Source organism: Caballeronia sp. 11_S32 (assembly GCF_056930355.1).
Genome location: NZ_JBXOWH010000003.1, coordinates 905,582 through 927,558 on the forward strand (window position 1 = coordinate 905,582; position 21,977 = coordinate 927,558).

Below are 21,977 nucleotides of genomic sequence, written 5' to 3' on the forward strand. Positions count from 1 at the left end.
AGGGTTTTTTGTTTTGGAGGCTATGTGCGCGTTATCCGCTCCACCGCCTCTACCGCCCGCTGCGTCGCATCCCCCGCGCAGCAATCCACCACGATCCTTTCCGGCATCGCCCGCAACCACGTCAGCTGCCGCTTGCACAACTGCCGCGTCGCGAACACGCCCTTGTCGCGCATGTCGTCGTAGCTCGTCGCGCCGTCGAGGTATTCCCACGCTTGCCGATAGCCCACGCAACGCATCGACGGCATCGACAGGTTCAGATCGCCGCGAGCACGCAACGCGCGAACTTCGTCGATGAAACCGTGCGCGAGCATCGCATCGAAGCGCGCGGCGATGCGCGCATGCAGCACCGCGCGATCCGAAGGCTCCAGCGCGACCGGCACGAAGCGATACGGCGCATCCGCGTCCTGGGAACGTGGCGCGGCGAGCAGCGCGGACATCGGCTGCCCGCTGAGCATGAAGATTTCGAGCGCGCGCTGGATGCGCTGCGAATCGTTCGGCGCGAGACGCGCCGCCGTTGCCGGATCGACCGCCGCGAGCCGCGCGTGCAGCGCGGGCCAGCCGTCGCGGGCGGCGTCGGCGTCGAGCGCGGCGCGCACGTCGGCATCGGCGCCGGGGAGGTCGTTCAGCCCTTGCGTGAGCGCCTTGTAGTACAGCATCGTGCCGCCGACGAGCAAGGGCACATTCCCGCGCGCGACGATCTCGCCGACGAGCCGCAGCGCATCCGCGCGAAACTGCGCGGCGGAATACGTATCGGCCGGATCGATGATGTCGATCAGATGATGCGGCGCCGCCGCGCGTTCCCCGGCGCTCGGCTTGGCCGTGCCGATATCCATCTCGCGATAGACGAGCGCCGAATCCACACTGACGATCTCGACCGGATGCCGCGCCGCGAACGCGAGCGCCGCCGCTGTCTTTCCCGATGCGGTCGGCCCGAGGAGACAGGCCACAGTCAAAGCGGAGTCGCTCATTGTCCGCGCATGAAAAGGCGGTCCAGATCGGCGAGCGTGAGCTGATACCACGTCGGACGGCCATGATTGCACTGATCGGCGCGCTCGGTCGCTTCCATCTGGCGCAAAAGCGCGTTCATCTCGTCGAGCGTGAGCCGGCGGTTCGCGCGCACCGCGTTGTGGCAGGCGAGCGTGCCGAGCAGTTCGTGCTGACGCTCGGTGAGCACGCGCGAGCCGCCGTACGCGTGCAGATCGGCCAGCACGGCGCGCGCGAGCGATTGCAGGTCGGCGTCCTTCAGGAGCGCGGGCACGGCGCGGATCGCGATGGAGGTCGGCGAGAGCACGGCGAGATCGAAGCCGAGCGCATCGAGCGTGTCGCGCTCTTCCTCGACGATGCCGATCTCGACCGGTTCGGCCGTCATCGACACGGGAATCAGAAGCGGCTGCACGGCGATCGCGCGATCGGCGAGCGCGTGCTTGAACTGCTCGTAGAGAATGCGCTCGTGCGCGGCGTGCATGTCGACGATCACGAGCCCGCGCGCGTTCTGCGCCAGCACATAGATGCCGTGAATCTGGCCGACGGCGAAGCCGAGCGGTTGCTCATCGGCGTGATCGAGCGCGCTGTCGTTCGCCACGAGCGGCGCAGATGGCCGTTCGTCTAACGTCGGATAAGGCGTGTCGACGGTTGTCGTCGCGCTCTGCGTGCCCGCGCCGATATCCTTGCGGCCGAAGAGCGCGTCATACAGCGCGAGCGGCTGCGCGACCGGCAGCGTGCCTTGCGTCATGCGCGACTGGCGCATCCACGAGGTGCCGTTCTCACTCTTCAGATTGAGCGTGTCCGGCGTGCCGACGAAGGGCTTCGCACTGAACGACGCCGGCCCGGTGGGCTGCAGTTGCGCCGCGTGCCCGCCCGATGTCGTCTCCGGCGAAGCGCCCGCGTGCCGCGCGAGCGCGCGCTGCACCGCGTGGAAGACGTATTGATGAATCGAGCGAGAATCGCGAAAACGCACTTCGATCTTCGACGGATGCACGTTCACATCGACCGACTCGGGCGGCAGATCGAGAAACAGCACGTAGGCCGGATAGCGGTTGCCGTGCAGCACGTCTTCATACGCGGCGCGCACGGCGTGCGTGAGCAGCTTGTCGCGCACGAAGCGGCCGTTCACGAAGAAATACTGCTGGTCGGCGCGGCCCCGGCTCGCGGTCGGCAAGCCCGCGCAGCCGTACACGGCGAGCGGCCTGGCGCGCTCGTCGAGCGGCAGATGCGAGGTTTCGAAAACTTCGCCGAGAATCTTCGCGACGCGCGTTTGCGGATCGCTCGCGTTCCAGTGCTCGACCGCCTTGCCGTTGTGCATCACCGAAATCGCGACGTCCGGCCGTGAGAGCGCCGCGCGGCGAATCACCTCGAGGCAATGCCCGAGCTCGGTCTGCTCGCTTTTCAGGAACTTGCGGCGTGCGGGCGTGTTGAAGTACAGCTCGCGCACTTCCATCGTCGTGCCGACCGTGCCCGCAGCGGGCGAGATCGCGCCCGTCTGCGCGTCGATGCGCGTCGCGTGCGGGCAGCTTTCGGTGCGGCTCGTGATGAACAGCTCGGCCACCGAGGCGATCGAGGCGATCGCCTCGCCGCGAAATCCCAGCGTGGCGACGGCTTCGAGCTCGGCGAGGGAGCGGATCTTGCTGGTCGCATGGCGCATCAGCGCGAGCGGGAGTTCGTTCGGCGGGATGCCGCAGCCGTCGTCGGCCACCACGATGCGCTTCACGCCGCCTTCGTCGAGCGTGATGCGCAGCGTCGTCGCGCCCGCGTCGAGCGCGTTTTCCAGCAGTTCCTTGACGACCGATGCCGGCCGCTCCACCACTTCGCCCGCGGCGATCTGGCTGATGAGCTGGTCGGGCAGCGGGGCAATGACGCGCGAACGGCGCGCGCCGTCGGCTGTCAAAGCGCCGGCGGAGGGTTCGTTGAGATCGGCCATGGCGAAATTATAGCGATTCGCAAGCTGCCGCCCGTCGCGCGCCCGGGCATCCGTTCATGTCCGCCAACGCGCTGCGGGATGGCGCCTGGATGCGGGTTTTTAACCGACGCGACGCGTCACTTCGGTATCATGGCGCGACTCCCATATTCATTGCCGCGCGCCGGTTTTTTTCCGGCGCCGGCGCAATTTTATTCGAGGAAAGCTTTTTGGACACGCTGCTGCAATTCCTGGGACTCATCCTTCACATCGACAAGTCGCTCGGTGTCTTCATCCAGAATTACGGCGCCTGGGTCTACGCGGTGTTGTTCCTGATCGTGTTCTGCGAAACCGGGCTCGTCGTGTTTCCGTTTTTGCCGGGCGATTCGCTGCTCTTCATCGGCGGCGCGTTCGCCGCGTCGCATGAGATGGATCTGTTCGCGCTGATCGCGCTGCTGCTCATCGCGGCGATATCCGGCAACACGGTGAATTACTGGATCGGCCGCGCGATCGGGCCGAAGGTATTCGACACGAACATTCCCGTGCTCGAACGCTTTCTCGACCGCGCGGCGCTGCAAAAGACGCATAACTTCTACGAGAAGCATGGCGGCAAGACCATCGTGATTGCGCGTTTCGTGCCGGTGGTACGCACTTTTGCGCCGTTCGTCGCGGGGGTGTCGTCGATGAGTCACACGCGCTTTCAGCTCTTCAACATCATGGGCGCGCTGATCTGGGTGCTGCTGCTGGTGCTGCTCGGCTATTTCTTCGGCAACATTCCGTTCATCAAGCAGTATCTGAACGTGATCGTGCTGGTGGGGATCGGCGCGGCGGTCGTGCCGATCGCGATCGGCGCATTGTGGAAGATGAGCCGTCGCAATTCGAAGGCTTGAGGTGAGCCGATGCCCGCGCGGTCGCCGTGCGGCGCCGCGCGGGCGTCCTGAAGCCGCTTCAGCCGCGGCGGAACAGGCGAATGATGAATAGCAGCACCACCGCGCCGATCACGGCGGTGATCAGCGTGCCGAGAATGCCGCCGCCGAACGAGATGCCGAGCGTGCCGAAGATCCATCCGCCGATCACCCCGCCGACGATGCCGACGATGATGTCGACGATCACGCCGAAGCCGCTGCCGTTCATGATGAGGCCGGCGAGCCAGCCTGCTACGCCGCCGATGATCAGGCTGAGGATGATGCCGTGTTGCATGAGGTGCATACGCTTAAACTCCTGTGAGATGTGAGTTGCGGGATGCAGGCGGAACCTGCATCCGGGCGCGGGGAATGTAGCGGAAATGACCGGCGGGCGGGCACGGCAACTGTCAAGGATTGTCGATGCCGCGAGGCATTCGTCCGTCGCGCCACAGGCGGCGCATGGGCCCCGCGGTATACGTCAAAAATTTAGAATGCCAAACGGTTTCGTCGGCAGTGTCCGAAGTGTGTCGTTTAGGTCACTGGGACGAATTTGCGTCTGTAATGTTTTATGCTGGCGGGGTTGTGTTTTCTCAGAAATTAGGTGTTTCGCAGGACGAGCGGAGACGCCGCGCGGGACGTGGCCGACAGATTGAAAAGTTCAAGACGACAAGCATGAGAGAGCGGGTGGTGATGCACAAGAAAGGTTTCGGATCCAAGGGGGCGGTCGCCTGCGCGGCGATGGTGGCGGGGGTGGTCGCGGGATTGGCGGGATGTACATCGACGCCGCGCACGCCGGCGCCGATCGTCGAGAACTCACTGAATACGCCGCCGGTCGCGCAGGTCACGCCGCCGAACGTCACGCCAGCGCCGCTGATTGCGCCCGGCCCGACGGCCGCCGCGCCTGCCGAGCCGGGGTTTTATCGTGTGAAACCGGGAGATACGCTCTACGGCATCGCGCGCACCTTCAAGCAGAAACCCGCCGATCTCGCCAAGTGGAACAATCTGCCTGAAAGCAGGCAGGTGAACATCGGACAGACGTTGCGCGTCGTGCCGCCGGGGGCGTCGGCGGCGAGTACCACGGCCGCGGCACCCGCGACATCGAAGATGGCGCAGCCGCCACTGCTGCCAACGCCGGAGAAATCGGCGGCGCAGAAACCCGCGGCGGAGAAGCCTGCGGCCGAGAAGCCCGCGGTGGCCGAAGAGCGTCAACCCGCGGTTGCCGCCACCGCGCCCAAGGGCACCTTCGTCTGGCCCGCGCACGGCGAAGTCGTGCGCAAGTTCGGCGCGAGCGGCAACAAGGGCATCGATATCGAGGGCAAGGTCGGACAGCCGGTCAAGGCTTCGGCGTCGGGCAAGGTGGTGTACGCGGGCAGCGGCTTGCGTTCCTACGGGCGCATGATCATCGTCAGGCACAGCAACGACTATCTGACCGCCTACGCGTACAACGAAAAACTGCTCGTGAAGGAAGGCGACACCGTCAAGCAGGGCGCGACGATCGCGGAAATCGGCACCGGGCCGAGCGGCACGCCGGCGCTGCATTTCGAAGTGAGAAAATCCGGCGCGGCCGTCGATCCGGTGCCGCTGCTCGGCGCGGCGGGCGGATGATTCGCACGCCGGCAAGAAGGGAGTTGAAGGTGAGGAAGATCGTGTTCGCCGCGCTGGCCGCGGCGTCGCTGGCGCTGCCGTTGACCGGCTGCGATCAGCAGCAGAGCGAGGAAGCGTTGAACAAGCTCAAGGCATTTTTCAATGCGGTGAAGCCGGACAACCTGCTGCTCAAGAATCTGCAGCCGGGCGTGACGACCGAGGCGCAGATCCGCGAACAGATGGGCGAGCCGGAAACGGAGCGCAAGTTCACGGACGGATCGAAGCGCCTCGAATATCCGCGCGGCCCGGCCGGAACGAACACCTACATGGTCGATATCGACTCCGACGGTCTCTTCGTCTCCGTGACGCAAGTGCTCACCGCCGAGAATTTCGCGAAGGTGCGGCCCGGCATGACGATGGACGAAGCCCGCCGCCTGCTCGGCAAGCCGACCGAGATCGCGGAATATCGCCTGAAGAAGGAGCGCGTCTGGAGCTGGCATTGGCTGGAGGACGGCGTGAATCAGGACGCGATGTTCAACGCGCACTTCGGTCCCGACGGGACGGTCGTGACCACATCGCGGTCCGAAGCGATCCGCGGCGGCCAGCGCTGATCCACCATCTCACGAACCATGAGCGATTCCGTTATCTGCGATACGCGCCTCCGTCTGATGGACGAAGCAGCGCGTTATCGCGAGCAGGCATTCGAGGATTCCGACGAGCATCTGTTGATGCGCTGGGAGTGCGGCCGCGGTCATAGCTGGGACAAAACGCTCGATGTCGATCGGAACGTGCGCTGCATGAACTGTACGGCGGAGCGGCGCGAAAGAGAGACGAGGCGCCTGCGCGACCTGGCGGGGGAGCGCGGCGGCGCGCTGCTTTCGCGCCGCTACGTGGACGCCGCGACGCCGCTCACCTGGCGATGCGCGTACGGCCATGAGTGGGACGCTCGTCCCGGCGCGGTATCGCGTCACTGGTGCGCGCAATGCGCGCGCACGTTGTTCGCCGGTATCCGCTGATCCGGTTCAGGCGCCGTTCAGCGCTGCGGCCAGTGCCTCCGTCGAATCGTGCATCGCGCACCGACGCGGCAAAAGAAAAAGCCGGCGAATGCCGGCTTTTGAGTTTCGTTGTCGGGACGCCGGCTTCCTTCGCCTGCGACTCGCCGCGCCGTTGGCAAAAGCTCGCGCTTTGTTTTTATTGTTGCGCTCTACTTTTACCCACGACCCGGCCGAGTGCCGCCCATCCTGTTTTTCGGTCTCTCAGCGCGTTTTGCTGCTTCCCCCCGTGCGCTGGAATAAGTATTGCGAACGTCGATTCCTCGGAATGTACGCTCGCAAACACATTCGCAGAATGATAAGCGCATTAGGGGAAAGCCCTGATCTCAGGCGTGGCTTTTAGCCGACGGACGACACCGCTTGCGCGCGCCCGACGCCCGAGCGCATGTTCGCCGCGACGAGCGATTGCGTGACCATGCGCGCTTCCGCCTGGGCGATGTGTTCGAGCGTCGCGTCTTCCAGTTGCGCCGCGAAGACGGCGAGCGCCGTGCAGAGCCGCGCATGCTCGCCGGAGTCGAGCGTCCAGACGCCTTCGGCCGAGTGACGTGCATCCAGCTCGACGAGCGCTTCGTGCGCGAGCGTGATGTCGTTCTCGTCATCCGGCGCGTGACCGAGCTGGCACAACTCCTCCGCGACCAGCATGTGACGGCACAGCGTCATGAAGAGCGGATGCGAGCCGTGTCCGCGGTGAAACGCGTCGAGCGCCACGTAGCATCGCAGCAGCATCGCGTCGATCATCGGTTCGCGCGCCGTGCGGCTGTACGTCAGCGCGCGCAGCAGCGGCGACATCGCGGGACGGGGGGATTTCATGTTCGTCGATTTCTTCTTCACGACAGTGCTCCCAAAGAAGGTTCTCGCGCCGGCAGGGGCACAGCGCCGCGCCGCCGGATGCGTGTTGATGCGTTTGACGTCGAAAGCATCATCGCAGCCGAAAATTAGCGGTGAATTAAGGCGCTTACGCGGGCGTCAGCGTCTCGCCGGACACGCGCACCTTCTGGCCGACCGCCACGCCGGGCGCGGCCTCGTAGTTGAAGTTGCGCACGCTGCCGTCGTTCATGCGGACCTGCACCTGATAGGTCGTCGCCTTGTGAACCACGTGTTCGATCTGATTGCCCGCGAGCCCGCCGCCGATCGCACCGATGATCGTCGCCGCCGTGCGTCCGCGGCCATTGCCGATCTGCGTGCCCGCGAGTCCACCCACCACCGCGCCGCCGATCGCGCCGAGGCCGGTCGTCGGCTGCGCGGTCTGCACGGCGTTGACGGCGGTCACTTCACCGGCATAGGGGTCGTAGGCGGGCGCGGCGGGCGGCGTGTAGGAAGCGTTTTCCTGAACGGGCGCGGGTCTGCGCGCCGGCGTCGGATGATGTCCCCGCACGGCGCGCGGCAAGGACGCGGCCGGTTGCGTGGCGGCCGCGGGCTGCGATGCCTGCGAGACGGGTTGCGACGTTTGCGTCACGGCTTGCGTCTTCACGACCTGCGCGTCGACGAGCGGCGAAGCCGTGACCGTCGTGGCCGTCGCCTTCGATGATGGCAGCAGACCCGTCATGGCCGCGACGCCAGTGCCGCACGCGAGGATGACCGATACGGCGGCGGCCGCGACGAGCGGGTGAATGCGGGACGGCTTCGTTTGAATCTCGGGAACGGCGTTCATGGCAGCGACTCCTGTAGGTGCCTGCTAGCTATAACGCCGCGCGGCGTGCGCGGTGGACGCGGTTGCTGTGACATTTGTAAGCAAAAATCGCAGAGCAACCGGCTTAGGGTGAATACATATGTTGCGTTAATTTTGTCAGTGGCAACATATGTATCATTCCACACGAAAAGAGGAAGTCATGTCATTCAAGCCGCTCGCATCCACTCTGGCGCTTGCCGCGCTTTCGCTCGTCACGGGGGCGAGCTATGGCCAGGACGGCCAGTCGACGCTCGCGAAGATCCAGAACGTGAATCTGATCGCGATTGGCCATCGCGAGACGTCGGTGCCGTTCTCGTATGTCGATGCGAGCAACAACGTCGTCGGCTTTTCGCAGGACTTGTGCAACAAGGTGATCGATGCGGTCAAGGCGAAGACGAAGCATCCTGATTTACGCGTGCGCTTCATTCCGGTGACGTCGCAGAACCGCATTTCGCTCGTGCAGAACGGCACGGTCGATCTCGAATGCGGTGTGACGACCAATCTCGCGTCGCGGCAGAATCAGGTTGCGTTCTCCGATACCTTCTTCGTCGCGACGACGCGCCTGCTCACGAAGAAGGATTCCGGCATCAAGGACTTTCCCGATCTCGCGGGCAAGACCGTCGTGACGAATCAGGGCACGACGTCGGAACGCATTCTGCGCAAGATGAACGAAGACAAGAAGATGAACATGAGCATCATCAGCGCGAAGGACTACGGCGAAGGGCGCGCGACGCTCGAAACCGGCCGCGCGGTGGCCTACATGATGGACGACGTGCTGCTCGCGGGCACGCGCTCGCTGACGGCCAAGCCTTCGGACTGGGTGCTCGTCGGCACGCCGCAATCCTCGGAGGCATATGGCTTCATGATGAGAAAGGACGATCCGGCGTTCAAGAAGCTCGTCGACGACGCGATGAGCCAGGTGATGAAGAGTCCCGAGATCAACACGATGTACGACAAGTGGTTCATGAAACCCGTGCCGCCGAAGAACATCAACTTCGATTTCCCGATGAGCGACACGATGAAGAAGCTCTACGCGGAACCGAACGACAAGGCGTTCGAATGATGACCGGGCCGGACGCGAAGCTGCGCCCGGCCTCTTTTTTTATTCCGCGAAAGGCAGGTCCGTTTGGCCTTCGGCGCGCATGCCGAAGGTATTGAGCGTCATCGCGACGAGCGCGTAATAGCCCAGCAGTCCGACGAGATTCACCACGACCGTATGACCGAAGCGCGCAACGGCGGCGTCGTAGGTTGCATCGCTCACGCGCTTGGTTTCGTAGAGTTCGGTCGCGAAATCGAAGATGAGCTTGTCGTCGGCGTCGGCGAAAGTCGGCGTCTTGTTCGTACGCAGCGCTTCGGCGACATCGGCGGGCAGGCCCGCATCGAGTGCGATCGGATGATGAATATGCCATTCCGCCTGGGAGCGCCAGCGCGCCGCCGTCACGAGAATCGCGAGTTCGGAAAGGCGCAGCGGCAGGCCCGTCTTGTAGCGGCAGAACGCGCCGAGCTGCTGCGCGTTCTGTGCGAGCTCCGGACTGAAGATCCAGCCGAGGAACGGGCCGTTGAGATTGCCGCGCGGCCCGCTCAGGATGTCTTGCAGCACGGCTTTCTGTTCGTCGGAAGCGGTGGCGATCTGAAAATCGGGAAGTCTCTTGCTCATGTTTCGATCGATGTTGGTGGGTTCAGACGCGTGACGATCAGGCCGTCTTTGCGCCGATAGCCGAAAGCGCGCCGCCGATGGCATCGGAAAGCCGCTCGACGATCGTTTCGATCTGCTCGCTCGTCGTGATGAACGGCGGCGCGATGAGCACGTGATCGCCGACCCTGCCATCGACGGTGCCGCCCATCGGATAGACCATGAGGCCGCGCTTCATCGCCTCGCTCTTGATGACCGCGTGCAGCTTGTGCTTCGGATCGAACGGCGCCTTGCTCGCGCGATCCTGCACGAGTTCGACGCCGGTGAAGAGACCGCGCCCGCGCACATCGCCGATGAAAGGATGATTCGCGTGCCGCTCGCGCAACAAGGCACGCAACTGCTCGCCGCGCGCCTTCACGTTGTCGAGCAGCCTGTCTTCGGCGATAACCTTCTGCACTTCGAGCGCGGCCGCGCACGCCGTCGCGTGACCGATGTACGTATGACCGTGCTGGAAAAACCCCGAGCCGCCGACGATCGTATCGAAGATGTCGTTGCTGACGAGCGTCGCGCCGATCGGCTGATAGCCCGCGCCGAGTCCCTTCGCGATCGCGAGAATATCGGGCGATACGCCGTCTTCCTCGCACGCGAAAAGGTAACCCGTACGCCCCATGCCCGACATCACTTCGTCGAGGATCAGCAGCACGCCGTATTTGTCGCAGACCGAGCGGATCTTGCGGAAGTATTCGCGCACGGGCGGCACCGCGCCCGCCGTCGCGCCGACGACCGTCTCCGCGACGAATGCCGCGACCGACTCCGGACCGAGTTCGAGGATCTTCGCTTCGAGTTCATCGGCGAGACGCTGCGCGAAGGCTTCGTCGGTTTCGCCCGCTTGCTGCTCGCGATACGCGAAGCAGGGCGACACGTGATGCGCTTCGATCAGGATAGGCAGGAACGGCTCGCGACGCCACGCGTTGCCGCCGATCGCGAGCGCGCCGAGCGTGTTGCCGTGATAGCTCTGCCGCCGCGCGATGAAATGCCGGCGCTCGGGCTGGCCTTTTTCGACGAAATACTGGCGCGCGAGTTTGAGCGCGGCTTCCATTGCCTCGGAGCCGCCCGACACGAAGTACACGTGGCCGAGGTTCTTCGGCGCGGCTTCGACGAGCAGGTCCGCGAGCGCCTCGGCCGGTTCTGTCGTGAAGAAGGACGTGTGTGCGTAGGGCAATTGCTGCACCTGGCGCTGAATGGCTTCGATCACGCGCGGATGGCTGTGACCGAGGCACGACACGGCCGCGCCGCCGCACGCGTCCATATAGCGCTTGCCGTTCGAATCGATGATTTCGATGCCGTCGCCGCGCACGGCGACGGGAAGCGTGGCGCGCGGCGCGCGATGAAATACCGTGGTCATGGTGCCTGCCCTTTTAAGTGCGTGCGCAACACGCGATGTATTATTCTAACCCGTCAACAACATATGTTGTCAATGGGCAGTGCACGTGGACGCGGCGACGGCGGCTGGCGTCGCGTGCGGGGCTGCTCAGCTCGCCGCGTAGGCGCCTTGTGAATGCAGGGCGGCCTCGGCCTGCTCGAGATTGGCGATGGCATCCTTGCCTTCGAGCGCGAGCAGTTGCGCGACGAGCATTTCCGCCAGCGCCGACGCCGCGACGAGCGACGGAAAGAACGACGGCGATTCGTGCGAAAAGATGAGCGTGTGATCCGCGTTCAACGCGATGGGCGACACGGCGCTGTCCGTGAGCGCGATGAGCTTTGCGCCGCGCTCGATCGTCGCCTGCGCGACGCGCACGGCTTCGACGGAATACGGCGCGAAGCTGACGACGACCGTCGCATGCCGCTTCTCGATGCCGCGCAATTGCATTTCGAGCGTGCCGGCTTCGCCCGAGATCAGACTCACGGATGGGCGAAACAGCCGATAGCCGTAGAGCAGGCCGAACGCGACGGGATAGCACGAGCGGAACCCCGCGACATGCACGTGCGGCGCCTTCTTCAGCGTCTTCGCCGCTTCGATGACGCTCTCGGCGTTTTGCGCGAGCGTGAGTTCGAGGTTGTGCGATTGCGCTTGCGCGAGATCGCGGCTCAGGTGATTGTCGGCGCCGCCTTTCACGAGCGAGCGCGCGCGGGACGTCAGTGGTTCGGGGCGCGTGCGCACGCGGCTCACGAAGATCTCGCGCAGCTCGTTCCATCCGGGGAAGCCGAGTTGCTGGGAGAGACGGACCATCGCGGCGGGCTGGACCTTCGCGCGTTCGGCGACCTTGCGCATGGAGAGGACGGCGACTTCGTCGGGATAGTCGAGAAGGAAAGCGGCGCCCGCCTGAAACTGCGGGCTCAAGTCGGGGAAGCGGTCGCGGATCGTGGCGGCGAGTTGGTCGAAGGTGGGCACGTTGAGGTCGAGATGAGGCGGACGTGCTATTTAAGCATGAGCGCGACGGGGATCGCGTGCGCGGCGGAGAAAGCAAAAAGCCGCTGTCCTTGCGGAACAGCGGCTTTTTGTTGAAGCTGGTGGCGAATCAGGGACTCGGGACGGCTACTTTCAGAGTCCCATCCAGCTTGAATTTCCGGCTGTTACACCTCCACAGCATAGCAGCTGGGGGTAACAGGAGAAAGCATGAGGTGTTGATGCCAGTCGGGGCGCAGAGGAAAGCATAGCTGCGTCAGATATGTAAGCAAATTTTTAAATGCACTGATGATTGGCCCTAGCGTGCTAGGGCCAGGTCGGTGAATCAGCGGTTTAGCGCAGAGCCGATGGCATTAAGGTGCGCATCCAACCTATTAAACGCGTCGTCTTGTCTCAGATGCGCATAGGCTCGGAGGACCGTTTCCAACTTGTCATGTAGGAGTTGAGCAACGGTTAAGAAGTCGTTTGGGTGTTTGCGAAGATAGTCAGTGGCCACCAAGTGCCTTACCGCATGTGGCCCGAATCCCGGCGTCTGAGGAATGAGTTGACGTGTCACCTTCCTCAACTGGTTTCCCATCGTCTTAAACTGCATTCCCGCTTTCGTGGGGAACAACAGCGAGCATGTAGGATGGTCTTTCACGAGTTGCGGCCGAAACTCCATCACATACTCCTCGATTCGCGGTGAGAGAAAGGACGGAAGCGGAGCATCATAGTCCCTCTGCGCAGAATTTCGACTCGTCTTGAAGTCGTCGGCGTCGAAACGCAGTCGCCACTGCCCGTCCTCGCGCCTATGCAGGTTTCCGTTTCCTGCAGGGCTCCAGTTCATGAGGATGTAGTTACGGGAGCGCAGCGGATTAGCCATGAGCATACTCAACAGAAGCGCGTCGCGTTTGTGAAGGGCCTCCTCAATGCTACCAGACGGCGTTTGCGCTGCGAGATAATCCAGCGATTTAACGGCTTGGAAAAGCGGCGCGAGTGGCTCAGACATAATGAGCAGACCCTGAATAGGCTCATTGGGCTTGCGCGACAAGTCTTTCGCTTCTGATTTCCATTGCGAGTAGAGGCGATGGGCTCGAGCACAGCTACTCGCCCATTCTCCATTTATAGTTTGAGCGGGCAACTTCGTTGCAAATTCTGGCTGCTGAGTAAGGAAGCCGGTTTTTGGGTGAGTCAAGCTGGCGCCGATTCCGCAGAATCCTGCATGGCCATTATGGATAGCTCCGTCGCCGCGTTCGGTCAAGAAGTTCAGGTAGCCGTCAATCGCGCGGGGTATTGCGAACCAAGCCAGCGACTGAGCTTGCTCTTTCGGAAGCCCGAGCCCTCCTTCCCGCTTGGGGAGCGTGAGATAACCAAAGAATGAGCGCAGCCGCTTCATCACGATATCGGCCGTAACGCAACCGCGATTGTCGCAACGCGCATAGGAGGGCACTTCATACGCTATTTTCGCGAAAGGCAGCAAACGCCATTTGCCCCTGCTGGCCCGCTCAAGTGCGGGACTATGGCATGTTTTGTAGTGAAAGAGACTCGCCCATTCGTCGGCAATGAACGATGACATCTCCTCTTCTCGCATCCAGTACTGCTTCTGCACGTTTCTTTTGTGCCGTTCACGAAAATCAATGGCGGTTGCCGTCTTTGATATGTCACGCGCGACCTTTGGGATTAGATGCACTAGCGCGTCGCGCTCTAGACCCAGAGCTTCTTCAATGCGTCGTACCGAGGGAAAGGCCCGACTGTTTGGGTAGGCACCTTTGAGCCATCGAGCAATTGCCGAGGTCGAAGCTCCAGCGTTCCGCGCCAACGTTTTCGGCGCACTCCCGGCGTTTGCGAGGGCCTGGCGCAGCAATTGATGGAAGCTGCTTTCTGACTTTGATTCAATTGGTTGCACGCAGTTGGCAAGCATTTCTTCCACGGCTTTTTGCCAACCGCGGAGATGGCTGCGTCTATCGCTTACTGTTCTCTCCGACAACGATGAAGGCAATGATTCGAGATAGGAGTCACGCTTTTCAACGTGGGCCGTGGTCATTTCGCGGCCGACGGTCGAGTCATCCGTTTTTCCGCAAAACGCCAAAAACGAATGTAGGGTGGACAGATTGTTCCGGAAGACTTGCGTGTCTGCCGCGTCACAAGCGTCTGTGTTCGTGTTGAGTTCGCGCTTACGATGCGCGATAAGTTCTTTATAGGTGATGTGCAACTCTGGCTCACTTGGATTATCGGTGAGCTGCCAGGCGTCGCTGCTGTCCTCGTTATGACACAGCTTAACGAAATAACGGAAAGTCTTTACCCGATTGATTTCATTGCGCTTTTTCATATGTCCTCTGAGCATGTGCTTGGAAGGCATACGCTCGACCGTCCGTTACGACCCCTGCAGCACCATCGGTGGTTGTTGATGGTGCTGCGTATAGGCAGCTCATTTAAATTGATGAGCCGCAATGCTCTATCGACGACCGGCTTTTCTAGTGCGGAATGTAACGATTTCGCCCGCGTATCGGAGCGGTAACGCGCGCGAGCTGCGAGGGATGACTGCAGAGCCACTGCGAAGAGTGCTCGCGCCGCGTCTCCTGTTGCGGACGGCGCCTCCGGCTTCGCACGGCAGCAGCGAAAAATAGGGCGCTCTCGCCGCGCTCGTCGGCGTTCGAGCAGCTAAAAGTTTTTCTGATGCGCGTTTGACGTACATCAACGGCTTGATTCTGTCCCGCCCTTTGTGCCTTCAGTGTGCGCGAGCAAATCCAGGGCGTCGACCCCGAGAACCTTAGCCAGTGCCGCTAGGTTGTCCAACGTTGGGTTTGCCACCATCCTTTCGACCTTGCTGACATAGGTGCGATGGGCGCCGGTAGCAGCACCTAAATCTTCCTGCGAAATTTTCTTAATGCCTCGTAGCCGCTTGACGTTCTCCGAAAGTCGCCTTCGGAGCGCCCGCTGCTCGGCAGAAAAGTCTTGTTCGTTCATGGGGCGCAAGCATGAACGAATGTAGCCCTGTAATCTACAGCCAAAAAGGCTACCGCTCATATGGCTACTGCTTTAAAAGCTACTTTTAAAATGGCTACTGTGTTTACGGCTACTTCTTTTAGAGCTACACTGTGAACATTGCTACACCTGCCGCTAAATTCCGGTCGACTCAGATGTGGCGATAACTCCTTGGAGAGCCTCGCTCTAAAGGTCAGGCCTTTGGGAGTAGTAAGCCCAATGCTGAGCGGAAGTGGAAGACGATACCCGGTGGTGTCTTTGCACGTGACGAATCAAAATTTGCGGCTTTTACGGGCAGCGGAGCTCTTGCGCGACTGTAATGCGGAAGGCACCTCACCCTAGACCCGCATCGCCGCCGTCTTTGATGCCACGTATCTGGGGTGCGTCGAAAGCGCCGGACCCCAAGATTGCCCCGGTAGCGAAGGAAAAGCTTGGGCTGTCAGCGCCGCAAGTCGATTTAATTTTGAGATTGATGCAGTGGAGCATCTGTGCATTCTGCGTCGATGCTCCTTGTGCACCTGAGGACGCTGTCGCGCTCGCAAATGATGACGTCACGCGAGCACATCAGCTGCAGCAGAACATCGAAGCCAAGGCTAGGCAGCATCGCTAACCGGCCCTTGAAGGTCAAAACGGTCGAACCTTAGAGAGCCGAATTCTTTATCTCGATTAGAAGACCCCATCAGGGACGTATCTGACGGAGAGTTGATGGGACCAGTACATATGAGTTACGCGCCGGCCACGACGAGGGCGATGATGGCCCGGGTCGGCGCATACGTCTCGCTTGACATAGAAGGCGAACGATATCGCCTTTCTCCCCATGAGATGCCAGGCGAGTTGGAGTGGCGGATTGATTTCATTAGATGGCTCATCCTGCGCACATCTCTTCAGCTAGCAGTGCTACCGGCGACATCGCGAGTCAAGAAGCTCGTGGAACTTGAGCTCGAGTTGTTGCGAAAGACGAATCTTCATCCATACGAGTCGCAGGCGGTAGCCGAAGGCGCATTGCACGCACTCGACGAATACAGCGAAGAGGAATTTGCCGACATGCGTGCACGGCGCTCCTACTTCGACTCTCAGGTGGAAAGCCAGGGCGCGGTTTTGATTACCCGATACCTCGAGCTGGTTAAGCGTTACGGCAGAAAGAAAGACGAGATGGGTCTAGACCGGAATTCGAAGGCGTTACCAACGGATTGGAACTGGGGGCAGTTCCTAGATTGGTGACGAACTCGGGCCTCGCATCAGGGAGGCGTCTGCAGCCAGCCAGCGATGGAGCCGAACGAATCATGAGAATTCAGGTTGCGTCTGACCTGCATCTTGAGTTGCTCGCAGATGCGTTTCCCGGCGAGACCATCATTCGACCCGCTCATCAAGCGGACGTCCTCGTCCTTGCCTGGAGACATCGCTCATGCAGGCAACGTCGTAGATATGTTTGGAGACTGGCCCGTGCCTGAAAAACACGTCCGGGTCCAAAGGCACTACGTAGGCGGCCATAGGGAGATGCTCCGTGAAGGTCTCAAGTTTGATTGCAAAGTTGAGCGCGCTCGACCCCAATGCAGAGGTGCTGCTGATATCGGGCTGTGCCGACATATCCGAAGCCGAAGAGTTGAGACGTGTTGAGCTGCAAGATGAATGGCGCTGCGAGGTGCACTTTCGTGACGACGGTCTTTGCCAGTCCCTTCATGCGCCTTCTGGCTTTGGCGCCACCATCAACTACGACGCTCAGTACGATAGGACGGTCAACGAGAAGGTTGTCCTTCTTGCTGCGAGCAGTGCAAATCTGGACCACATGTTTGTGGGCGATTTCGCGCCTGAAGGTCCTAAGCTGGGTAAAGACTGGATTGAGAATGAAGTGCTGCAAAGTCGGCGAGGCATGCTCGAAGACGGGACGCTCATTTCACGTGAATTGCTCCTTCGCTTGCTGTCTATAACGGACGAGCAGCTTAAAGTGCTCGTAGAGCAAGGCCGCGTCTTTGGCATCTGCGTTGATGGAGTCACGTGTTATCCGAGCATCTTTGCAAACCCTCGAATCAACCCAGAGCGCCTGCAGTCAGTTTGCCGCTTACTTCAACCTGTCTCTGAGACCAGCCGACTCGACTTCCTGCTTTCAGCTTGGGGCCACCTAGGTGACCGCCGGCCCGTAGAAATGCTGGATGACGCTAAGGACTACAAGCTGGTTCGTCATGCTGCGATGGTGCGAGCTGAAGAATCGATGCGAACTTCGGTCAGGTTTTTCGAGGGACAACACGTGGCAGCACCCGCGACAGCAGAGCCGCTCTACACGGTGTCAGCCGAGCTTAACCCTCGGATGCCCATTTGGCGCCGAGCTCGCGCGACATTGAGCGAATTCGGCTTCGAATATCCGTTCGCGCCGTATCCGCACACCAGCGTCTTCACTGCGTTTATCGAGAAATCGTTCGAAGGTGAATCGGGCAGCGTCTTAGAAGGTTTCGTTTGCGTCCATCGCGTAGCAGGGGAGTGGCAAATATCCGCTGCGCAGCCCCTTGCCAGCACGACGAAGATGAATGCAACGCTACGATGCGAAGAGCATGACATTGTATCTGTTGCCACGGCTGCATTCGAATACCTCAAACGCCTGAGTGCGGACGAAGCTCGATAGCAAGGAGGCCCTGTGTTTACGAGAGTTATGAGTGAGCCCGTCGAATTCGCTAGCGCTTCTACGAATCACCGGCTGCCGCCAAGATTGGCTGTCATTGCACGAAATTGCCCTGCTCACCAGGCGTAAGCATGTTGCTCGATGCAGCCGGTCTGACACCCTCGGCGGTTCTGGATTGCGGCTTCCCGGTACTTCGCTCGTTCGCGCGCTGTGGACAGTGACATGCTGACAGGACTTCCCGGACGCGCTTTCCACGTTCCGCCGCCGAAGTATTGCGGAGGGTGCATCCTTTACGTCGATTTTGACGGATGTCTGCACCCCAGCGAGGTCTACACAAAGCGCGGCGTCGGCCCGTTCTTGTTGAACTGCCCGGGGCATAAGCTCTTCGAGCAAGCGCCGCTGCTCGACCGATTATTAGCAAGGTATCCCGACGTAAAAATCGTTCTCAGCACGTCTTGGGTCAGCAGGTACCGTGGACGAATTCCTCGACTCTCATCGAATCTGCCGACGGGTCTTCGTGACCGCGTTGTTGGAGCGACATACCACAGCGAGATGGACCGCGACCTTTTCTTGACCTCGTCGAGAGGCATGCAAGTTTGGTCGGACGTGTTGCGACGCCGGCCAGCACGCTGGCTTGCAATCGACGACGACGCGGAAGGATGGCCCGATTGGTGCCGTGACCAGCTTGTGAAAACAGATGAGACGTTCGGCATCGGTGAGCCATCAGTACGCGCTGAACTTGAGTCCAAGCTCAAAGCTACATTTGGGACGACGGCATGACTGGCGCAGAGCATCTTCTCGTGTTCGTCCATCTTGATGGCAAGTGGACACATTGCGGCAGGCTCGTCATGGCCGAGGAGACCGACGGCCACGTATCGTCGACGTTCGAATATGACGAAGGGTATAACGCGCTGCCGAATCGGGTCGGGCTGGACCCGGTGAGCTTTTCGTTCCCTGAACAATTACTCACGCCGGGCGAACTGCGAGTGCCGAAGAATCACTTGCCGCTGTTCGGCGCATTCCGCGACGCGACACCCGATGCGTTCGGCCGCCGTGTAATTGAGCGCAAGCTCGGTGCTCCTTTGAATGGACTCGAGGAGGCCGAGTATTTGCTGCACGCAGGGCCGCATCGGGCCGGCGCGCTTGACTTCCGGTTGGAGTCGTCCACGGAATTATGGCCGGTAATCGATGAGTCGCTCGACTTAGAGGAACTTGCAGAGGCTGCCACTCGCATCGACGACGGACTTTCGCTGCCGTCGGAACTGCAAGCAATTTTCACCCGGGGCGCAGGACTCGGTGGAGCTCGGCCGAAAGCCTCGTTTCGCGACGAGAACGGGGTATCCTGGGTGGCGAAATTCCCAACGATGAGCGACTCGTTCGACGTCTCGAGTGTCGAATGCGCAACGCTGACATTGGCGGCAAAGACTGGTGTCCATGTACCCCTGGTCAAGACAGTCGCGATAGGCGACCGCCGAGTCTTCCTGTCCCAGCGATTCGACCGTTTTTGGGCTCCTTCGGGCGGTTCGGAATCGCACCCGTTAGGTCAAGGGCAATTCTCCGAACCGGGACACGGAACGGTCGAGCATCGCGCGTTATACGTGAGCGCACTGTCGATGACGGGCCGCAATGAGTCCGATTCTCGCTTCGCGTCGTACGCCGATATCGCGGCTGCCGGGCTGGAGCATAGCCGCACCATTGTGGGCTTTGACGATGCCGCACAGCTTTACAAGCGCATGCTCGTCGACATCCTTGTGAGCAATGACGACGGGCATCTTCGCAACACCGGCTACATTTACAACAGCGCGTTTCGAACGTGGCAACTGAGTCCTTGTTTCGACGTCGTCCCGAGACCAAGCTTCGCATTTGACCGGTTCTTGCATCTTCAAGTCGGAGAGTATGGAAGAGCGGCGACGCTCGACAACGCTCTCTCTTGGCATCAAAAGTTCTGGCTCTCTGAAGAACTCGCCTGCCAGTACATCGCTGAGGCGTGGAACACAGTTCGCGATTGGCGACAGCACTTCGAACATTCCGGAGTGGGCCCCATTGACATCGAACAGGTCGCTTCTGCCTTCAGGAGTATTGATGACATAGCGAGTCCCGAACTTCGCCGAAAGCTTCCATGACTGTCGCATGGCTCGGCGGAGCTTTTGAGAGCGAAGACGACGATAGCGCCGAGCGCGGCTCGGCACTCGATACTCTACTTACGAGAAGGGGTGAGTCGATGACGCTGCTATCAGTGCCGGAAGTAGCCGCGCTGCTCAATGTTTCGCGCGCGTACGTCGTGCAGATTATGCGCACTCACACTTTGCGGCCAGTCTTCATGCTCCACGGTCGTCGATACGTGTTGCGAGCAACTGCGCAGAGGTATCGGCGCGTGCAGCAAATCCGACAGCTGCGCGCATTGCGAGAGCTCGGGCGGATTTCACAGAAAACGGGGTTGTATGACAACTGAAGTACGTGTCCACGCGGGCTCATTTCTCGCACACGACCTTACTGACGCTATGCCCCTTGTCGCCACAGGAAGGTACACGCCCATCCCGGGAGAAGACCTCTGGGAGCGCGCAGTTCGCGCTCTGCTGACAGTCAAGCCCTCAGGACCATACCCGCAGGCTGACGCACTAACAGTCTTCGTGCTCGACGACGGTAGGCTCACGATGCGCTTCGATATTGAAATCCACAACGGAGCAGCAAGAGCGACATTCGTGCGCGAGGGGATGCCCTTCGCAAACCACTCGCCAATTCCTATTGATGCGGACGACGATGTCGTCGCTGTAGCACGCAAATTGTTCGCAGCGGGTTTGCCGCGATGAACAATATCGCCCCAACTCCAGCGAGCGCCTCCGAATGCAGTCATGAGCGGCCCCAAGCCGCCCCGGATGCACTGATGTCTCGCTCGTTGGCGGCATCTCGAGACGCATGCGAGTTCGCACGCGCTGAATTGCGCTCAAGTTTCTAGCAGTATTGCCGTTACCGCAATTAAGCGGTATATGGACGCGGCCGACGCGACTCGTTTGTTCGGGGCCTGGCTGACTGGGCGCATATGCCAAGTCACGACGCTCCATGTTAGCGAGCGTAAAGAATGTTCGAAGAAATATGCTAGACGAAAGCTTATCCAAAGGCCTCGCGACTCGGTTCTTCCAAGAGCACGCTGAGGTCTGCAGCGCCGCCAACGACAATGTCCAACGACACGCCGCGACCGCGCGCAAGTTCGCTCACCATCCCGAAAAATGGCGCCAATGGCTTTCTGGCATCGAGGACGCACTCGGCAAAACCATGCTGTCAAAGGTCGAGAACGGAGGCAAACGGAAGTTCTTGACGGTGTTCCATTTCCTTGGCGCGCCCGATTCGAATCCGGTGACCGAGTGGAACGAGCCCGTTGTGCCGATAATGTTTCGTTCTTATGTCTATCCTGCCGCGCAGGTCGCACATCGACTCCCCGACCGGTGTTACGTAAGTAAGCACGCTTTCGCCCGCCTGATACAGCGGCTCGGACTAGGTGAAGGCGCGAAAAAGGGAACGTACGACTTCTACATGCTCAACGAAGAGCTATCCCCGCTGGTGGTCGACGGTTTGGATGATGTGCCTGAAAGATGTCGTGCACCTGCCGCAGTTGCCGAAGGAACTGCTTGCATTGCCTATTCCCTCTCCCAACGGCATGTTTTTCGCGACCCTCAACATGTCTAGACCGCTGCTGAACATTCGGACATGGGTCCACGACCGACAACTGTCGACTCAGCAACTCAGACTGAAGTCACGACTCATGGGGGCCATAGAAGCGTCGGAGGCGGACCTCATCTCATGCATGTCGGAAGGGATGTGGGCTCCGGGTTGCGGCTTTACCGTGCGAGCCGTCTGCAGTCGTCTCTCCAGCTTCTCGCACGAGTGGTTTGAGGCGGCGTTTGAGCAGCTGAGCGATACCGCAGAAAAAGTCGAGCTTCAGGCACTCATCCGGAAAACCGTGGAGGCATTCAAGCTTTCCTCTGACGCTCTTGCGGCCTATCAGACGCTCAGTCGAGAGACGCTCCTTGCCGCGCTTCGCCGACCCGATGGCGAGAAGCATCTCATCATGCTGCTCGAAAAAGCAGTAAGCGACAATCCAAGTCTTGCGCAAGCGTTTGCGCACGAGTAGAGAGAAGTTGCAGTCGGCGACTTGTTGCAAGCAGTAGTGGGGAACAAGTCGACTGCGGGCCACGCCGCTCGGACGGCCGTCTTGGCAAAAGCCCAAAAAGCCGGGATTTTCCGTTGTTGTTTGGCTA

22 protein-coding genes are annotated in these 21,977 nt (G+C 60.9%); 12 read left to right on the plus strand and 10 right to left on the minus strand.

From position 1 onward, the window contains the following. Window positions 1–20 precede the first annotated feature (20 nt). On the minus strand, window positions 21–968 hold the full coding sequence (miaA, locus tag AC1Z32_RS15870) for a tRNA (adenosine(37)-N6)-dimethylallyltransferase MiaA (RefSeq protein WP_483479532.1): 948 nt from the start codon (window positions 966–968) through the stop codon (window positions 21–23). After that, window positions 965–2,917, minus strand: coding sequence for a DNA mismatch repair endonuclease MutL (gene mutL / locus AC1Z32_RS15875; RefSeq protein ID WP_483479533.1), 1,953 nt, complete (start codon window positions 2,915–2,917; stop codon window positions 965–967). Before mutL ends, miaA begins: the two co-directional genes overlap by 4 nt. A 206-nt stretch (window positions 2,918–3,123) precedes the next feature. Between mutL and AC1Z32_RS15880 the strand changes: the two genes are divergently transcribed. Continuing rightward, entirely contained in the window at window positions 3,124–3,783 is a 660-nt protein-coding gene (locus AC1Z32_RS15880; RefSeq protein ID WP_483479534.1) for a DedA family protein, read from the plus strand. Between the two features lie 58 nt (window positions 3,784–3,841). On the opposite strand, the gene AC1Z32_RS15885 is transcribed toward AC1Z32_RS15880, so the two are convergent. Beyond that, window positions 3,842–4,093, minus strand: a complete 252-nt coding sequence (locus AC1Z32_RS15885; protein ID WP_483481647.1) for a GlsB/YeaQ/YmgE family stress response membrane protein — start codon at window positions 4,091–4,093, stop codon at window positions 3,842–3,844. A 377-nt stretch (window positions 4,094–4,470) separates the two neighbouring features. Here AC1Z32_RS15885 and AC1Z32_RS15890 point away from each other — a divergent pair, with 377 nt between their 5' ends. The 3 genes from AC1Z32_RS15890 to AC1Z32_RS15900 are packed head-to-tail and all read left to right on the plus strand — an operon-like array spanning window position 4,471 to window position 6,398. After that, window positions 4,471–5,403 carry a peptidoglycan DD-metalloendopeptidase family protein gene (locus tag AC1Z32_RS15890; protein ID WP_483479535.1) on the plus strand — a complete coding sequence of 311 codons (933 nt, stop codon included), beginning with the start codon at window positions 4,471–4,473 and terminating at the stop codon, window positions 5,401–5,403. Further along, window positions 5,400–5,993 carry a hypothetical protein gene (locus tag AC1Z32_RS15895; protein ID WP_483479536.1) on the plus strand — a complete coding sequence of 198 codons (594 nt, stop codon included), beginning with the start codon at window positions 5,400–5,402 and terminating at the stop codon, window positions 5,991–5,993. The genes AC1Z32_RS15890 and AC1Z32_RS15895 overlap by 4 nt, the downstream gene beginning before the upstream one ends. Window positions 5,994–6,011: 18 nt before the next feature. After that, a complete protein-coding gene (locus tag AC1Z32_RS15900) occupies window positions 6,012–6,398 on the plus strand; it encodes a hypothetical protein (RefSeq protein WP_483479537.1) in 387 nt (128 codons plus the stop codon). A 375-nt stretch (window positions 6,399–6,773) separates the two neighbouring features. Here the strand turns inward: AC1Z32_RS15900 and AC1Z32_RS15905 are convergent, their stop codons facing one another. Then, window positions 6,774–7,265: a hypothetical protein gene (locus AC1Z32_RS15905; protein ID WP_483479538.1), complete on the minus strand. Its 492-nt coding sequence runs from the start codon at window positions 7,263–7,265 to the stop codon at window positions 6,774–6,776. 124 nt (window positions 7,266–7,389) lie between these two features. Beyond that, window positions 7,390–8,085 (minus strand): glycine zipper 2TM domain-containing protein, encoded by a 696-nt coding sequence (locus tag AC1Z32_RS15910; RefSeq protein ID WP_483479539.1) that lies wholly within the window; start codon window positions 8,083–8,085, stop codon window positions 7,390–7,392. 178 nt (window positions 8,086–8,263) lie between these two features. Between AC1Z32_RS15910 and AC1Z32_RS15915 the strand changes: the two genes are divergently transcribed. After that, a complete protein-coding gene (locus AC1Z32_RS15915) occupies window positions 8,264–9,166 on the plus strand; it encodes a glutamate/aspartate ABC transporter substrate-binding protein (protein ID WP_483479540.1) in 903 nt (300 codons plus the stop codon). 39 nt (window positions 9,167–9,205) lie between these two features. On the opposite strand, the gene AC1Z32_RS15920 is transcribed toward AC1Z32_RS15915, so the two are convergent. The 5 genes from AC1Z32_RS15920 to AC1Z32_RS15940 all read right to left on the minus strand — a co-directional run bounded on the left by AC1Z32_RS15920 (window position 9,206) and on the right by AC1Z32_RS15940 (window position 15,089). Further along, complete coding sequence (locus tag AC1Z32_RS15920; RefSeq protein WP_483479541.1) at window positions 9,206–9,760, minus strand: carboxymuconolactone decarboxylase family protein; 555 nt, start codon at window positions 9,758–9,760, stop codon at window positions 9,206–9,208. Window positions 9,761–9,797: 37 nt separating this feature from the next. Beyond that, complete coding sequence (locus AC1Z32_RS15925) at window positions 9,798–11,141, minus strand: aspartate aminotransferase family protein (protein WP_483479542.1); 1,344 nt, start codon at window positions 11,139–11,141, stop codon at window positions 9,798–9,800. 126 nt (window positions 11,142–11,267) lie between these two features. Continuing rightward, window positions 11,268–12,128, minus strand: coding sequence for a MurR/RpiR family transcriptional regulator (locus AC1Z32_RS15930; protein ID WP_483479543.1), 861 nt, complete (start codon window positions 12,126–12,128; stop codon window positions 11,268–11,270). Window positions 12,129–12,468: 340 nt separating this feature from the next. Next, a complete protein-coding gene (locus AC1Z32_RS15935) occupies window positions 12,469–14,451 on the minus strand; it encodes a hypothetical protein (RefSeq protein ID WP_483479544.1) in 1,983 nt (660 codons plus the stop codon). A 365-nt stretch (window positions 14,452–14,816) separates the two neighbouring features. Then, a complete protein-coding gene (locus tag AC1Z32_RS15940) occupies window positions 14,817–15,089 on the minus strand; it encodes a helix-turn-helix domain-containing protein (RefSeq protein WP_483479545.1) in 273 nt (90 codons plus the stop codon). Between the two features lie 723 nt (window positions 15,090–15,812). Here AC1Z32_RS15940 and AC1Z32_RS15945 point away from each other — a divergent pair. The 7 genes from AC1Z32_RS15945 (at window position 15,813) to AC1Z32_RS15975 (ending at window position 21,850) form a co-directional block, all read left to right on the plus strand. Continuing rightward, window positions 15,813–16,328, plus strand: a complete 516-nt coding sequence (locus AC1Z32_RS15945; protein ID WP_483479546.1) for a hypothetical protein — start codon at window positions 15,813–15,815, stop codon at window positions 16,326–16,328. A gap of 283 nt (window positions 16,329–16,611) precedes the next feature. After that, on the plus strand, window positions 16,612–17,724 hold the full coding sequence (locus tag AC1Z32_RS15950; RefSeq protein WP_483479547.1) for a hypothetical protein: 1,113 nt from the start codon (window positions 16,612–16,614) through the stop codon (window positions 17,722–17,724). Between the two features lie 219 nt (window positions 17,725–17,943). After that, window positions 17,944–18,501 (plus strand): HAD domain-containing protein, encoded by a 558-nt coding sequence (locus tag AC1Z32_RS15955; protein WP_483479548.1) that lies wholly within the window; start codon window positions 17,944–17,946, stop codon window positions 18,499–18,501. Next, window positions 18,498–19,844 (plus strand): type II toxin-antitoxin system HipA family toxin, encoded by a 1,347-nt coding sequence (locus AC1Z32_RS15960; RefSeq protein ID WP_483479549.1) that lies wholly within the window; start codon window positions 18,498–18,500, stop codon window positions 19,842–19,844. Before AC1Z32_RS15955 ends, AC1Z32_RS15960 begins: the two co-directional genes overlap by 4 nt. Beyond that, window positions 19,841–20,173, plus strand: a complete 333-nt coding sequence (locus tag AC1Z32_RS15965; RefSeq protein ID WP_483479550.1) for a helix-turn-helix domain-containing protein — start codon at window positions 19,841–19,843, stop codon at window positions 20,171–20,173. Before AC1Z32_RS15960 ends, AC1Z32_RS15965 begins: the two co-directional genes overlap by 4 nt. Before the next feature lie 641 nt (window positions 20,174–20,814). Then, window positions 20,815–21,405, plus strand: coding sequence for a hypothetical protein (locus AC1Z32_RS15970; RefSeq protein ID WP_483479551.1), 591 nt, complete (start codon window positions 20,815–20,817; stop codon window positions 21,403–21,405). 76 nt (window positions 21,406–21,481) lie between these two features. Next, window positions 21,482–21,850, plus strand: a complete 369-nt coding sequence (locus tag AC1Z32_RS15975) for a hypothetical protein (RefSeq protein ID WP_483479552.1) — start codon at window positions 21,482–21,484, stop codon at window positions 21,848–21,850. The last annotated feature ends 127 nt before the right edge of the window (window positions 21,851–21,977 follow it).

Coding starts and splice junctions, on each gene's coding strand:
- miaA (WP_483479532.1), bottom strand. CDS start 968: ATGAGCGACTCCGCTTTGACTGTGGCCTGTCTCCTCGGGCCGACCGCA.
- mutL (WP_483479533.1), bottom strand. CDS start 2,917: ATGGCCGATCTCAACGAACCCTCCGCCGGCGCTTTGACAGCCGACGGC.
- AC1Z32_RS15885 (WP_483481647.1), bottom strand. CDS start 4,093: ATGCAACACGGCATCATCCTCAGCCTGATCATCGGCGGCGTAGCAGGC.
- AC1Z32_RS15890 (WP_483479535.1), top strand. CDS start 4,471: ATGAGAGAGCGGGTGGTGATGCACAAGAAAGGTTTCGGATCCAAGGGG.
- AC1Z32_RS15895 (WP_483479536.1), top strand. CDS start 5,400: ATGATTCGCACGCCGGCAAGAAGGGAGTTGAAGGTGAGGAAGATCGTG.
- AC1Z32_RS15900 (WP_483479537.1), top strand. CDS start 6,012: ATGAGCGATTCCGTTATCTGCGATACGCGCCTCCGTCTGATGGACGAA.
- AC1Z32_RS15910 (WP_483479539.1), bottom strand. CDS start 8,085: ATGAACGCCGTTCCCGAGATTCAAACGAAGCCGTCCCGCATTCACCCG.
- AC1Z32_RS15915 (WP_483479540.1), top strand. CDS start 8,264: ATGTCATTCAAGCCGCTCGCATCCACTCTGGCGCTTGCCGCGCTTTCG.
- AC1Z32_RS15920 (WP_483479541.1), bottom strand. CDS start 9,760: ATGAGCAAGAGACTTCCCGATTTTCAGATCGCCACCGCTTCCGACGAA.
- AC1Z32_RS15925 (WP_483479542.1), bottom strand. CDS start 11,141: ATGACCACGGTATTTCATCGCGCGCCGCGCGCCACGCTTCCCGTCGCC.
- AC1Z32_RS15935 (WP_483479544.1), bottom strand. CDS start 14,451: ATGAAAAAGCGCAATGAAATCAATCGGGTAAAGACTTTCCGTTATTTC.
- AC1Z32_RS15940 (WP_483479545.1), bottom strand. CDS start 15,089: ATGAACGAACAAGACTTTTCTGCCGAGCAGCGGGCGCTCCGAAGGCGA.
- AC1Z32_RS15945 (WP_483479546.1), top strand. CDS start 15,813: ATGGGACCAGTACATATGAGTTACGCGCCGGCCACGACGAGGGCGATG.
- AC1Z32_RS15955 (WP_483479548.1), top strand. CDS start 17,944: ATGCTGACAGGACTTCCCGGACGCGCTTTCCACGTTCCGCCGCCGAAG.
- AC1Z32_RS15960 (WP_483479549.1), top strand. CDS start 18,498: ATGACTGGCGCAGAGCATCTTCTCGTGTTCGTCCATCTTGATGGCAAG.
- AC1Z32_RS15965 (WP_483479550.1), top strand. CDS start 19,841: ATGACTGTCGCATGGCTCGGCGGAGCTTTTGAGAGCGAAGACGACGAT.
- AC1Z32_RS15970 (WP_483479551.1), top strand. CDS start 20,815: ATGCTAGACGAAAGCTTATCCAAAGGCCTCGCGACTCGGTTCTTCCAA.
- AC1Z32_RS15975 (WP_483479552.1), top strand. CDS start 21,482: ATGGGGGCCATAGAAGCGTCGGAGGCGGACCTCATCTCATGCATGTCG.